The 14,739-nt window shown below is 34.7% G+C and carries 9 protein-coding genes; all 9 read right to left on the bottom strand.

Annotated elements, in window-relative coordinates; translation table 11 throughout:
• Positions 1–71 precede the first annotated feature (71 nt).
• The 9 genes from BX659_RS12000 to BX659_RS11960 all read right to left on the bottom strand — a co-directional run bounded on the left by BX659_RS12000 (position 72) and on the right by BX659_RS11960 (position 14,731).
• Positions 72–2,507, bottom strand: coding sequence for a glycoside hydrolase family 2 TIM barrel-domain containing protein (locus tag BX659_RS12000; protein ID WP_097018521.1), 2,436 nt, complete (start codon positions 2,505–2,507; stop codon positions 72–74).
• Between the two features lie 88 nt (positions 2,508–2,595).
• Positions 2,596–5,382: an alpha-L-rhamnosidase gene (locus tag BX659_RS11995; RefSeq protein WP_097018520.1), complete on the bottom strand. Its 2,787-nt coding sequence runs from the start codon at positions 5,380–5,382 to the stop codon at positions 2,596–2,598.
• Between the two features lie 30 nt (positions 5,383–5,412).
• Positions 5,413–7,113 carry a glycoside hydrolase family 3 protein gene (locus BX659_RS11990; protein WP_097018519.1) on the bottom strand — a complete coding sequence of 567 codons (1,701 nt, stop codon included), beginning with the start codon at positions 7,111–7,113 and terminating at the stop codon, positions 5,413–5,415.
• A gap of 61 nt (positions 7,114–7,174) precedes the next feature.
• Complete coding sequence (mgsA, locus tag BX659_RS11985) at positions 7,175–7,552, bottom strand: methylglyoxal synthase (RefSeq protein ID WP_097018518.1); 378 nt, start codon at positions 7,550–7,552, stop codon at positions 7,175–7,177.
• Positions 7,553–7,644: 92 nt separating this feature from the next.
• Entirely contained in the window at positions 7,645–9,456 is a 1,812-nt protein-coding gene (locus tag BX659_RS11980) for a substrate-binding domain-containing protein (RefSeq protein WP_181186440.1), read from the bottom strand.
• 300 nt (positions 9,457–9,756) lie between these two features.
• Positions 9,757–11,133 (bottom strand): MFS transporter, encoded by a 1,377-nt coding sequence (locus BX659_RS11975; protein WP_097018516.1) that lies wholly within the window; start codon positions 11,131–11,133, stop codon positions 9,757–9,759.
• Between the two features lie 277 nt (positions 11,134–11,410).
• Positions 11,411–12,559, bottom strand: coding sequence for a lactaldehyde reductase (gene fucO, locus BX659_RS11970; RefSeq protein ID WP_097018515.1), 1,149 nt, complete (start codon positions 12,557–12,559; stop codon positions 11,411–11,413).
• Between the two features lie 49 nt (positions 12,560–12,608).
• Positions 12,609–13,436 (bottom strand): rhamnulose-1-phosphate aldolase, encoded by an 828-nt coding sequence (rhaD, locus tag BX659_RS11965; protein ID WP_097018514.1) that lies wholly within the window; start codon positions 13,434–13,436, stop codon positions 12,609–12,611.
• 26 nt (positions 13,437–13,462) lie between these two features.
• Complete coding sequence (locus BX659_RS11960; RefSeq protein ID WP_097018547.1) at positions 13,463–14,731, bottom strand: L-rhamnose isomerase; 1,269 nt, start codon at positions 14,729–14,731, stop codon at positions 13,463–13,465.
• Between the last annotated feature and the right edge of the window lie 8 nt (positions 14,732–14,739).

The raw sequence follows: 14,739 nt of genomic DNA, 5'->3' as shown, positions 1-14,739 counted from the left end.
AATTCTATTAAAAATTGCAATAAAACTTCTTGAAGCTCTTTAGTATTTTTATTATCTCTTTTATTAAGCAACTAAATTTCTAATTCAATAACTTCATCTTGATACTTATCAGAACTTACTTTTATTGAAACAGTACCTTCATTTTCTTTCTTCTTCAAAATTGCTAAAGCACGACCCTGGAAGGTTTCTGTTACCATTTTATTATAATTGTAATCTGACTTTGGATTTGCACTACCAAAACCTATTATTTCTGCTGCACCTTCTACTGTAATTTCTAGCCTTGCTTCTTCCTCAGTTCCTATGTTTCCATCTTTATCACAGATTTCAATGGGTAAATAAATAAGTTCTTGGTCTCTTCCTGCTTCTGGTTTAATAACTACTTTTCGTTCTTTAGCAGCTGTTGATAAGTCCATCCTTCCAATTTCTAAGCCATTCTCATAAGCAATAGCTGTTAATCTACCTGGTTCATAGCTAGTTTCAAAATAAGTTCTAAATCCAGCTAATTTCCCTGCTGCCTTCTTACCTAAAGATTTGCCATTACAAATTAATTCTACTTCTTCACCAGGAGAATAGATTTCGATAATGATTGGTTTTCCTTCAGATTCTTTCCAAGTCCAGCTTGAAATGCTATCACTCATTACCCATGGTGTCTTAATTAAATCTTCTCCATATTTATGGGGATTTTGAACTGCTATATAGGGATCTTTTCTTAATCCAAATACAACTTCTCTAAAATAGGAAGCCGGTCTTCTAAAACCAGTAATATCTATATCACCACAATAAGCAAGTTGACAAGGATATTGAGCTCCAAAACCACCTTCGCCTCTCTGATAGGCAGGAACTCCTACTCCAGCTTCTCCGATATAATCCCAGCCTGTCCAGGTGAAATCTCCAATGACATGAGAATACTTTTTAACAAGCTCCCAATTTCTAGCTATTCCCGGTGGATAAGTTTCACTACCGACAATTACTCGATTTGGATATTCTACTCCATCTTCTTCATATCGAGCAGCCATATAATTATATCCAGCAATATCAGTAGTTGGACATACTTTCTCTAATATTTTAGTTATTTCTGGGTGCACAACGATTCTATCCATATGATCTTGCATCAGAGCCATAAAGTTATTAACATTACCCTCTAGGGTTCCTTCTTTATTCAATTCTGCTACCACATCGGCTACAATCTTATCCACTACATCTCCAGCTGCAAAAACTCCATTAATAGATACAAGGGTAAATCTAGTATTGTCCAAGGATTTTACTTTTTCAGAAATCTGATGACAAATCTCTACCCCTTTATTGGTACCTAATTCAGGTATCTCATTACCAATTGAATATAAGATAACTGATGGATGATTATAATCCTTTCTCACCATCGCTTCAATATCTTTTTCCCACCACTCTTGAAAGTACATTCCATAATCATAATCTGATTTGCATCTTGTCCACATATCAAAGGACTCATCCATGACATACATCCCAAGTTCATCACAGGCTCTTAGCATCGCTTGTGATATTGGATTGTGAGCCATTCTGATAGCATTAAACCCTGCCTCTTTCAATATTTTAACTTGACGGTACTTTACATCATCATAAGTTGCTGCCCCAAGTAATCCACTATCATGGTGAACACACGCTCCTCGTAATTTTACAGTCTTTCCATTCACCCGTAATCCTCTTTTAGCATCTACTTGCAAGATACGGATTCCAAATTTATTTTCACTTTCATCAATAACTTCATCTTCTTGATATAATTTACTAACGCAGTTATAAAGTTCTGGTATATCCGCTGACCAAAGCTTAGGATTATCTATTACGATTCTTTGAGAAACCTTTCTTGCTCCACCTTCAAATAGAACAACTGGTATTTTATCTGCTGATACGACAGTTCCAGCTCCATCTTTGATCACTGTTTCTAATACTAATTCAGCTGGAGTATGGCATCTATTCTTTAACTCTGTAGAAATATCTACTACTGCATAATCATCCTCTATAGAGTCAGTTTTGATCTGTATTCCAGCTGGAACCATATAGGTCAAATCAGCTACCAATAGATAAACATCGCGATAGATACCACCACCAGAATACCAGCGACTGTTGGTCATTGCACCATTACGTACAATAACGCGGATTTCATTCTCCTCACCATACTTAAGGTAGTCATTCAGATGAACATAAAATGTTGAGTAGCCAAAGGGACGTTTTGCTGCTAATTGTCCATTGATGTAAACAAAGGTATTCATGTAGACACCTTCAAATTTCATCATCACAGTTTTGTTACGATACTCCCTAGGAGCATTAAATAACTTTACATAATTATAATTATCACCGTCACGATAACCTGTATTACCTTTATTAGCACTCTCAGGATTTGGATCTACTTCAATCATTGCATCATGTGGCAAGGTAATATCCTGAGCCTCTTCTGGAATATTCCATACTAGAGCAAAAGCATCTCTGTCTAACCAAAATTTCCATGATTGATTAAACTTCTTTTCTAACATTTTTTTCCTCCTAATTGCTATTTAAGCTAAATTTATTAATTTAGCTCTAAATAACAGTTTCTTTTTCACTCCAACTAGATTTATTTCCTTACCACCTTTTTAATTTACATAATTCATCTATAGTAGCTTTTATATCTTCAGGTTTAAAGCCCATATATCCCATCTGGTAAAGATCTTCTAATTTTTTAGAACCCATCTCAGGATTACCACTCTTAATCAGGCCTACTGCAGCAGGCAATTTTTCTGCTAAGATCTCCATTGCTTCTTCATCTTCTTTTAATTGTTCCAAACGCGTTTCCTTATGATAAATAAGACGATAATCAGAAGTTGGCATGTATTCAAAATCATAGCTACCACTACCAAGATGTTTTGCTGGATCTTCACACCTTGGTAATATCAGAGTAGCTTCTGCATTAAAAGGTACTTCAACATGAACATGAACTTTACCATCTTCTTTGATTTCCCAATTACTCACATATGTTCCGCTTACTGAATCATACTGACACTTAACATATTTAAATTTCATGTTAGGCTTAGGTTCAATTACAGCCTTTCTAAAGCCTGGTTCAGCTGCTCTAATTCCTGCTACATGAGCATAGATAAATTCCATAACAGATCCATAAGCATAATGATTTAATGAATTCATTCCTGTGCCACTGATCGTACCATCTTCTAAGATAGAATTCCAACGTTCCCAGATAGTTGTAGCTCCAAGATTGACACAATATAACCAACTTGGAAATTCCTCTTGGAATAAGAAGTCATAAGCTAAATCCTCCATCCCATTCTCACTCAATACAGTACATAACAAAGGTGCTCCCACAAAACCACATTTAATTCGATAACAATCCTTTTGCAGCCTATTTCTAAATTGCTCTATTACTCTAGCTTTATCTTTATAAACACCAAATTTTAAGGCAATAATATATGCTGTTTGGGTATCAATAGCCAGTCTACCTGTAGGGGTAAAATACTCTGCTAAGATTGCCTCTTTTATATGTTCACTTAAAACCATATATTCTTCTGCTTCTTCAGATTTACCAAGCCTTGCTGCCATCTCTGACAAAATCTCTGCTGAACGATAATAATAAACAGAAGCTATATAATAATCTTCAGTTCCGCCTTTAAAACTTTGTGAAGTAACTCCATCTAAAGCTAGCCAATCTCCAAAATGAGACCCTGTTGAATATAAATATTTATTACCTGATTTTTCAGCTTCTTCTGTAACGTAGTCCACCCAATCTTTCATCATTGGATAATAAGTCTTCATCTCTTCTATGTTTCCATAATAGTTGAACAATGTATTAGGGATAAAAGTAGCTGCATCACCCCAAGCACTAGAAGTACCACCTAAGTCTCCAGTATTGGGAATATAATTAGGTACTCCCCCATCCATTCTTTTTTGCTCATGTCTCAGATCTCGTAAAAATTTACGATAAAAAGCTCTGGTATCCATATTATAACTTGCAGTTGGAGCAAAAACCTGAGCATCTCCTGTCCAACCCAGCCGTTCAGATCTTTGTGGGCAATCAGTAGGCATATCAATAAAGTTTGATTTCTGTCCCCAAAGACAATTTGAATAGAGCTGATTAATCTTTTCATCTGATGTCTCAATAAAGCCTGTTCTATTCAGATCTGAATATACTACTTTGCCAGTGAAATCAGATGGATCTAATTCTCCAACCCAACCTGTTACTCTGACATATCGGAATCCAAAATAAGTGAAATGAGGTCTTACAACCTCTTCTTCTCCATTAGAAATATAAATAAACTGTGATTTTGCATCTCGATAATTTTCATTATAGAAATTACCTTCTTGTAAAACTTCACCGAAATCTAATACTACTTTAGAACCTTTAGGAAGCTCTGACTTAAATTCTATGAACCCTGCAAAATTTTGCCCCATATCTAAAACAGTTTCCCCTTTAGGAGTGGTAATTACTTCTTTAACAATGATCTCCTCTTTGACAATCACAGGTAGGCTAAAACGGTCAACAAGATGCTCCTTGACCATATTATAAGTATTGCTATCCTCTCTATCAGGTCTAATGATTTCAACTGGCTTTAAAGAATTATCTCTATCATCCCAAAGGCAGCGATTATAAATTTCACCATCATAGATATTACTATCTTCTATATCCGATCCACAATAACTCCAATTTTCATCTGTTGTAATTAACTCTGTACTTCCATCTTCATATTCAAGATGAATCTCAGCAATTACAGCCATTTTGCTTCCAAAAATATTCTTAGCAGAATTGAGACCAAATTTACCCATAAACCAACCTTTACCAACATAGACCTCAATCTTATTTTCTTCTTGCACTTGATTAGTTATAGGATAAGTTTGATATTGAAGCTCTGTTTTATAATCACTCAAAAATGGAGCTAAGTATTCATCTCCAATTTTCTCTCCATTTAAATAAGCTTCATATAAACCAAGACCACAGATATAAATTCTAGCTTTCTTCACCTTCCCTTTAGTAGAGAAATTATAGGTGAAAATAGGATGAAAATCATCTTCTTTTTTAGTTCCAATCCATTCTGCCTGCCATGCTTCATACATTTTACCAGTCTCAAAAAAATCTGTTTTACTTACTGCACTATCTCCCTGATCTCCTGCTACTTCTACTCGATAATAATATCTTGTTCTAGGTTGTAGCTCTACCTCTAGTAACTCCCCTATCGAAGATAAGTCTTTTCCTTCTTTTATATATAAAACATCTGAGAAACTTTCATCTAGACTCACTTCAATTTTGGCATATTCTTGTTTAGAAGAATATGTATCTTCTACAATCCAAGAACAGATTATTTCTTTAAGTTCAAATCCAATTGGATTATCGAACCCATTTATTTTGGTATTGACTACTTTCATATATCTTCACCACCTCTTTTTATTATCTTCTTAATATTTAGTATCTTCTCGTCCACAGAAGGGATCGATAGGACTGGTACCTTTAAATTCACTTCTCCCCATAACCTTATCCATTATAGCATCAATCACATACTCTGAATTACAATAGCCATTAATATAAGTTTTAATCATCGGTGCATCAAATAGGTGATAAGGGTTACCTACACTGATAAATAATGTCGGTACCTCTTTGACAAACCAAGGCATGTTATTACCAAGACCGAATAAAGTGTACCAGTTCAATCTAGAAACAGTTTTATTACTAGCGGTTTCAATATTTCCAATATAGATTACAAGATCATACTTACTTTTAAATTCTTCTACTGTATCAAATATTTTATCAAGAGGTTGTGATAAATCTTCTGGGATATATTTGCTAACTTCAAAGCCCTCTTCGTTCAATAGCTTTTCAAACTGCTGATAGACTCTTTCATTTGATGGAAAATCTCCCATCATTTCAACTAGTACCCTTTTATGTTTCTTCGAATTAAGTGGTAACAGATTTGCTGTATCTTTAACCAAGGTTACCCCCTGATCTGCACACTCTTTAGCCCATCGATCATGCTCTTCGTTTTTCAACACTGATAATGCTTCAGCATCTGGTACTAATCTTCCCTGTGCTTGTTTTTCATGTAATTTTAATGCTGCTTTGGTTGCTAGAATTCTCAAAACTGCTTCTTTTAATCGTTCTTCTGATAAAAGACCATTTTCATAACCATCCATCATATACTTATAATCCTCATCTAAATCTCTATTAAATAAGAAGATATCACAACCAGATTCAATAGCTAATGGAACCGATTTTCTTCGCTCCATGGCACTACAAAAGCCTACCATCGGAGTTGCATCTGTACAGATTAATCCATTAAACCCTAGTTTTTCTCTTAGTAACTTACCTAAGATATTCTTAGAAAGAGTTGCTGGTATGACCTCTTCACACACCTTTCCATCATAGGCTTCTTCATAAGCTGGCAAGGCAATATGTCCCGCCATAACTGTTAAGGCTCCTTCATCAATTAAGCCTTGATAAACCTTTCCAAAGGTGGAATCCCATTCTTCACAATCCATGGTATTTACACTGGTTAATAGGTGTTGATCTCTTTCGTCTACCCCATCACCTGGAAAATGTTTAATAGCAACTGCCACCTCTTCTTCCTTAGCTGCTTTCATATAGGCTTTTCCCATTTCAAGAACGATCTCTGGATTATCTCCATAAGTTCTTACATTAGTTATTGGATTTCTAAAATTATAATCGATATCGACAACAGGAGCAAAGGACCAGTTAACACCTACAGAACTGCCTTCTTTACAAGATACTTTACCTAATTGGTAAGCTTTATTCACATCAGCTGTTGCTGCTACTAACATTTGTCTGCCAAAAAAGGTTCCTTCTATAGCAGAACCAGTCCCACCATACTCTAGATTAGAAGCAATTAATAGAGGTATCTTGGCAGCATCCTGTAATACTCTATGATTATTTTGGATCTCTTTAGCTTCCCCTTCTCTATAAAGAACCCCACCGATATGTTTAGATTGAACCAAGTCTTTTAATTCCTTTTCATCATTGCTAAAGGAAATTGGACAAAAAAGTTGACCTATCTTTTCTTCTATTGTCATCTTCTCATATATATTTTCTGCCCATTTTATCTCATCATCTGATAAATAAAATGGTTTTTCACGTAATTTATTCATTTTATCACCTTCTCTTATTGTATTATTCCATTTTACTATTCCCATCATATCAAATCTAATTCTATAACTGAGATTTAAAAGATGATAAAATCATCTCAGCAGTTCTCAAGTTAGTTGCTAAAGGTACATTATGAACATCACAAACTCTAAGCAAAGCACTAACATCAGGTTCATGGGGTTGAGCAGTCAAGGGATCTCTTAAGAAGATAACTGCTGCTAACTTATTATTACTGACTTGAGCTCCAATCTGTTGATCTCCACCTAAAGGTCCTGAAGCCATCCTAATAACTTCAAGGTTTGTCTGCTCATTTAATCTCTTCCCGGTTGTTCCAGTTGCAATCAATTCAAAATGCTTTAAAATCTCTTCATTTCTTTTAGCAAATTGGATTAAATCTTCTTTCTTCTTATCATGAGCAATTAAGGCTACTCTCTTCTTCATTCTATTAGCACCCCTTTGTCCTAATTATTAAATTAAAAACCAGAAACAGTACTCTCAACAGACCTATTCTTTAAAGTATCTAACTAATATCTTTAGCCAGTTTTTAAGAAAACACTTACATTTCTTTGGTTGATTTCATAATAACCGGTATCTTCAATCTCTGGTATACCTTTACCTTTGGCAGCTTCTAGTAGCCTTCGTACAAGTAATGCCCCCCACAATTTATTTCTCATACAAAATTGTGATGAGACTACTCCTGCTTTTACATAGTCCATAACTTCATTACTATTTGCAATACAGACTAGCTTTTTCTTTAATTTCTTTCTCTTATATAACTCAGCAGCTATTAAAGAACTTTCGTCAGTTACCACATACAACAGATCGAAATTTGGATTTTCCTCAATCAAAGCTTCTAGCTCTTTTTCAGTCTCTTTAGCATCTGTACCTTCCATCTTAGATAATCCTACAATCTTCATCTCCTGATTACTATCAATAATCTCTTTAAATCCTTCATATCTGCTTTTAATACTAGAAATATTTGCTCCACAGAGTAAGACGATTATATTCCCCTTACCATTTAGATGATTAACTGCTGCTTCACCAGCAGCCTGCCCCATCTTAAGATAATCAGTGCCTATATGAGCCAAACGGCTACTATCAGAAATATCATTATCTATTGTAACTATATTAATCCCCTTTTGAGCAGCCTGATTAACTAAAGGTTTTAACTTCTCTTTAGCTAATGGAAATATAGCAAACCCCGTCACGTTACTCTCTATCAACTGCCTAACAGAACGACAATGTTGATCAGCACTATATTTTTCAGGTGTTGTTATTATTAAATTTACTCCAAGTTTTTCTGCTTCTTTGATTGCTTCTGCTTCAATAGTATTCATAAATTTACTTTTTTCTAACAATGATAGACCTATAGTGATCTTATTGGTGACAATATCATCAAGTTGATAATTACTCAATACTCTATTTATACCTTGATTGCTATTTTTTAAAGTTAAAATTGAAGATAAAGCACCTTCTTGAAGGTTTTCTTGATTGAAAATTAATGAAGTAACTTCCTGAGTTACTGCTGCAGATTCCTCAGCAATTGTTGCTACATCAGAAATAGAGTTCATAATATTTTTATTAAATTGATTGATAGACTTAACTTCATTATGAATCTCAGCTTCACCACTAATCAATTCTTTTAATGATGCGCTTATCTCTCCAAAAGAAGTGGTAACACCTTCAATAACATCATTTCGCTGTTGAAAATGGCTACTGACTGTAGCTGTTACCTCCATTGCTGTATTAATCTGGCTAGAAATAGTGTTAATAATAGTTGCTATTTCACTGCTGGCATTATGAGTCTGATTAGCTAAATTTCTTATCTCTTCAGTTATAACATGAAAGCCCTGACCTGCTGCACCCGCTCTAGCTGCTTCTATTGCTGCATTTAAGGATAATAAATTGGTTTGTTTAGCTATATTAGTAATTGTAGTAGTAATTTCCTCGATATTTCCTGCCATCTTATTTAATTGTGCTATGTTCTCTACTAATTCTCTAATTAACTTCTTTGTTTCTTGTTCAATTACTAAAAGTTCTCTTACATCTTCTTCTCGTTGTTCATTAAGATTTCTTGCATTATCTGCTTTACAAGATAGATGATAACTCTTCTCCATTAGTCCATTAATTTTATCTTGGAGCTCTCTGGTTAGCAAAAGAATATCTTCAGCACCTTCGGCTTGTTCATCTGCTCCAGCTGCGATAGATTTTGAAGCCTCAGAAATTTCCTTAATTCTCTCATTACTTTCATTAAAATTTATATCTATTACCTCAGTTGCTTGAATTAAATCATTCAGTTCCCTTTTGATAATGTTAAAGTCCTTCTTATATCTATTTTTTAACATTATATATATAAAGTGAAATGTACCCATTATAGCCAATATAATGAATAAAAATATCATTATCTACACATCTCCTCCAGGACTTTATCGGAATAGATTAAAACTAAATCTCTATAGTAGCGCTTAAAGTCAAGATGATTATAACTAGTCACAAGCTAGGCATTATCTAAAACCTAGCAGATTATCAATTTATTTCATCTTCCTATTCTGTTTGGAATTAATAAGAACTAACTTATAATATAAGTTAGTTCTTATTTTTGATTATGATATACTTAATCAACCTAGTCTGATATTATCTTTTAATTAATCTTCTTTACGATTTTTTAATTCTTCAACTATCTGTGGATACTCACTATCTAACTTATAGAAGTATAATAATACTATCTGCCCAATGAATAATATAATTGGTAGATGAATGAATGTAAACTTAATAGCAAGTAAAGCCGAATCACTCTGTGCTGCCTGACCGCCAACATACCCACCTAACTGTAGAATAGCACCTAAAATTACTCCTCCTATTCCTGTACCTACTTTCTCTCCAAAGGTTCCTGCGCTGAAAGTTAATCCTTCTATACGTAGACCACTCTTCCATTCTCCATACTCAACGGTATCACCAAGCATAGCAAAGCTTGCTACTGCTACTGGAGCAATCCCTAATGATCTAAGAACCATACCTACTAATATCATATTAATATTTGTAGAATTAATTATCATTATTATTGAGCCAAGCACCGATAAGACTGATCCACCTATAGCAAGATTTCTCTTACCAAATTTTTGAATAAGAGGTGTTACTAATAATACCCCCACTATGATTGGTACAAAAGTAGCAGGTCCAATCATACCCATATATGCTGGATTACCTAGTATATACTTAGCATAGTAAACATTTATTCCTGCCAATCCTGAAGCTACAAAGGATATTAAAATAGTACTAATGGTAATTAGCCAATATTTATTCTTAAATAATACTTTTAGCCCTTTTTTAACAGGAACTTTGGACTCAGCCCCAATCTCTACAATAGACCTCTCTTCAGTATTCTTAAAGCAGATTAAATACAATATAACAGCAGCTATACCATAGATAATACTCAACATCTGCCAACCATGTTTACCTCCACCAAAATAATTAACTATAGGCATAGTAACTATAGTAACTAGTACTCCTCCTGCCATTCCAAAGATGGTTCTAAAAGCACTTAACTGAACTCTCTCGTCTTGATCTTGAGTTATTAGACCAATCAAAGAATTATAAGGAACAGTAATTGCTGTATAGATAATAGCAAGAGCTATAGTGTATGTGATAAAAGCATAAACTATCTTTCCAGTCATACCAATATCAGGAGATGTAAAAAGAAGTGCTATAGCTATTCCAAAGGGTATTGCTAACCATAAAAGCCAAGGTCTGGCTTTACCATGCTTTGAACTAGTCTTATCCACTATAATACCCATGGCTATATCACTAGCTCCATCGAGTAAACGGGCTGCTAACAGGATCGTTCCTACAGTTGCTGCTGCTATTCCACCAATCTCAGTATAAAAGAAAGCAATAAACATATTAGCAGTTGTTAGTAGCAAATTAGCTGCTGTATTACCCAGTCCATAAGATACCTTTTCTCCCAAACCTATTTTTTGAACATCTGTCTTTTCTATTGTCCCATCACTTACTCTAGCTTCCATATAAATCCTCCTTTAATTTATAAGCTATAACTCTATATTCTTATAAATCTTATAGTCTTATTATAGGTTTGTGGTAACTTATTTAGTTTTATCAATAAATAGCAAATGTAAATTTCCACTATTTTATTTAATTACAAATCAGTAAAATATTTTTCTTAAATTAATCTTCTACCCTTATATTGCATTGATTAATTTTTTATATTAAAAATCCAATGAACTTAAAGTAGTTGATAAACTTCAAATTCAACTCGTTAACAACTGCTCTTCAGAATCATTGCTAAATTAAAGATTCATACAATTTAGTAATATCTTCAACACTAGTATCCTTTGGATTACCTGGTCTACAGGCATCATCATAAGCAGACTGGGCTAAGAAGGGTATATCTTCTTTTTTTACAATCTCTTTTAGGTCTGTAGGAATACCAATATCAGCTGATAACTTTTTAACAGCACCTATAGCTGCTGTTCTATATTCCTCAACAGTCATCTCTTCTGTTCCTTCAACACCCATAGCCTTTGCAATATACTTATATTTATCACCAGTTGCTTCTGCATTATACTCCATAACTGTAGGTAAGATAATTGCATTTGCAATCCCATGGGGTGTATCATAAAGAGCTCCGAGGGGATGTGCCATTGAATGAACAATACCTAAACCAACATTAGAGAATCCCATTCCTGCTATATATTGCCCTAAAGCCATTCCGTCTCTACCTTCTGGTGTATTGTCAACAGCACCTCTTAAAGAACGAGCAATAAGCTCAATTGCTTTTAAATGAAACATATCTGATAATTCCCATGCCCCAGCTGTAATGTATCCTTCAATAGCATGGGTCAAGGCATCCATTCCAGTTGCAGCAGTTAAACTCTTAGGCATAGTTGACATTATCTCTGGATCAATGATAGCAACAACCGGAATATCATGAGGATCTACACATACCATCTTACGATTCTTCTCTACATCAGTAATAACATAATTAATTGTAACCTCTGCTGCAGTACCAGCCGTAGTTGGAATAGCTATAATAGGTACTGATTTATTTTTAGTAGGTGCAACACCCTCTAGACTTCTTACATCTTCAAACTCTGGATTATTGATGATAATTCCAATAGCTTTAGCAGCATCTATCGAGGAACCTCCACCAACAGCAATAATATAATCTGCTTTAGCAGCTTTATAAGCTTCAACACCATTTTGTACATTTTTTATTGTTGGATTTGCCTTGATATCTGAATAAAGCTCATAGCTTAAGCCATTGCTTTCAAGCACATCTAAGACCTTTTGAGTTACGCCAAACTCAACAAGATCAGGGTCTGAACAGATAAAAGCCTTTTTAAAACCTCTAGCTTTGACCTCATCTGCAATATTATTAATTGCTCCTGCTCCATGATAAGAAGTCTCATTTAAAATAAACCGGTTTGCCATAACAATCCTCTCCTTTTTAATTTCTTATAAGTATAATGTACTTAAAAATTTATTTCTCATATAAAAACTCTTCTGGAAGTGTCACCTCAAAATCTACTGCTAAATCTCTGAAATTCTGGGCAGTAATCGTCTGTAATTTATCTGGTCTCATCGATAAAGTTTTTACTAGAATTTCAGCAGACTTTTCTACTGTGTGCATTAACCCAAATGTAAGATCAAAATCCTCACCAGAACAGAAGATACCATGATGAGCCCAAATTGCAACATCATATTTCTTCATCAATTCACTGGTAGCCACTGCTATCTCACGTCCTCCAGGCACCATCCAATCTACCACACCTACTCCATCAGGAAATACTACTGGACATTCTGTAGCCATCTCCCATAATTCGCGGGTAAAGATCTCATCTTTTAATGGTAGTACAAAGCTAAGAGCAATTACATTTGTTGTATGGGCATGATAGATTACTCTGTGCTTACCCTTAGATGCAATTTTCTTTACCTCATGATTCATCAAATGAGATGGAAGTTCACTTGTTGGACGTCCACCATTGACAAGCCCCCAACAGATTCGATAATTTTCACCATTTTCATCTAATTCAACTATTGCAATAGAATCATCAGGTTTAATACTGATATTTCTAAAGTACTTTCCACTACCTGTTACCAAGAAATATTCTCCTGCTAACTGAGGTACACTGGTACCAATCTCCCGCCATTGCCCACCTTTATTTAAATCATCAGCAGCTGCTTCAATCTCTTCGGGCTTGATTCTATAGGTTAAATTTCCACCATTTCTTTCATGCCAGCCCTGTTCCCATCCGTCATTTGCCATCCGGATAAAACCTTGCACAAATTCTGCTTCTAATACCTTCATCTTCAAACCTCACCTTCTTTCAATGATTAGTCTCTTTTAATTAAAACTTCTTGCTCGTATTCTCTTATCTCTTCAAACCAGTCTTCTTTTGCTGGAACATCATTTATTTCACAGAAATAGTTCCAGACAGCACCTACAGGATATAACTTTAATTCTTCTTGGAGCATCATCAGTTCACTAAGTTGTCTTGAATTTTGAAGCTGAGCTAATTTATCCTTTGGAAGTAAAAGTGCACTAAGTAATGCTTTTTGCATATTTCTCATACCTACTACCCAAGCAGAAATTCTGTTAATACTGGCATCAAAGAAATCAAGTGCTAAGATAACTTTCTCTGAACCATTAACAATAATCTCCTTAGCGATTTCTTTGGTCTCATCATCGAATAAGACTACATGGTCGCTATCCCAACGAACTGGTCTGGTTACATGGAGTGCCACCTTATCAGAGAATAATAACATTGAGGAGATTTTATCTGCAACAGATTCTGTTGGGTGATAATGACCGTTATCTAATAAGCAAAGTAGATCATTTTTAGCTGCATAATTCATATAAAATTCATGAGAGCCAACGGTATAACTTTCAACACCGATTCCAAAGACCTTAGATTCTACTGCTACATCAACCTTACTCTTATCATAATCAACAGCTAGAATCTGATCTAACGAGTCTTTTAATCTTGCCCTTGGTGCCAGTCTATCTGCTGGTACATCTTTAAAACCATCTGGTATCCAAATATTCATAGTACAGTTCTTTCCAAGCTCTGTAGCAAAGTATTCTGAGATACGCAAACAAGCTTGACCATGCTCGATCCAAAACTTACGAATCTCTTCATCTTCACTAGATAAAGTTGCATCTGCAGCTTTAGGATGAGAGAAGAAAGTTGGGTTGAAATCTAAGCCTAATCCTCTTTCTTTCGCAAATTCCACCCATTTTTTAAAGTGTTTAGGTTCAAGTTTATTTCTATCAACCTTAGCACCATCTTTAAAGATTGCATAGTTTGCATGTAGATTGATTCTATGAATACCTGGAATAAGACTTAAAGCCTTATCAATATCTGCCATTAATTCTTCAGGATTTCTTGCTCTACCTGGATAATTTCCTGTTGCCTGAATTCCTCCAGACAGCTCTGTATTATCTTCAAAACCTGCTACATCATCTCCCTGCCAGCAGTGCATTGAGATTGAAATCTCATTAAGCTCATTAATAGCAGCATCTGTATCTACTCCAATTTCTCCATATTGTTCTTTAGCCAATTGATAGGCTCTTTTAATTCTTTCATTCTTTACTTCTGTCATAATAGCTC

This window comes from Orenia metallireducens, assembly GCF_003001995.1.
Lineage (GTDB): Bacteria > Bacillota > Halanaerobiia > Halobacteroidales > Halobacteroidaceae > Orenia > Orenia metallireducens_B.
This window is presented reverse-complemented; position numbering and strand designations above follow the sequence as displayed.

Coding starts and splice junctions, on each gene's coding strand:
- BX659_RS11990 (WP_097018519.1), bottom strand. CDS start 7,113: ATGAATAAATTACGTGAAAAACCATTTTATTTATCAGATGATGAGATA.
- BX659_RS11980 (WP_181186440.1), bottom strand. CDS start 9,456: ATGTTAAAAAATAGATATAAGAAGGACTTTAACATTATCAAAAGGGAA.
- mgsA (WP_097018518.1), bottom strand. CDS start 7,552: ATGAAGAAGAGAGTAGCCTTAATTGCTCATGATAAGAAGAAAGAAGAT.
- BX659_RS11960 (WP_097018547.1), bottom strand. CDS start 14,731: ATGACAGAAGTAAAGAATGAAAGAATTAAAAGAGCCTATCAATTGGCT.
- rhaD (WP_097018514.1), bottom strand. CDS start 13,436: ATGAAGGTATTAGAAGCAGAATTTGTGCAAGGTTTTATCCGGATGGCA.
- BX659_RS11995 (WP_097018520.1), bottom strand. CDS start 5,382: ATGAAAGTAGTCAATACCAAAATAAATGGGTTCGATAATCCAATTGGA.
- fucO (WP_097018515.1), bottom strand. CDS start 12,559: ATGGCAAACCGGTTTATTTTAAATGAGACTTCTTATCATGGAGCAGGA.
- BX659_RS12000 (WP_097018521.1), bottom strand. CDS start 2,507: ATGTTAGAAAAGAAGTTTAATCAATCATGGAAATTTTGGTTAGACAGA.
- BX659_RS11975 (WP_097018516.1), bottom strand. CDS start 11,133: ATGGAAGCTAGAGTAAGTGATGGGACAATAGAAAAGACAGATGTTCAA.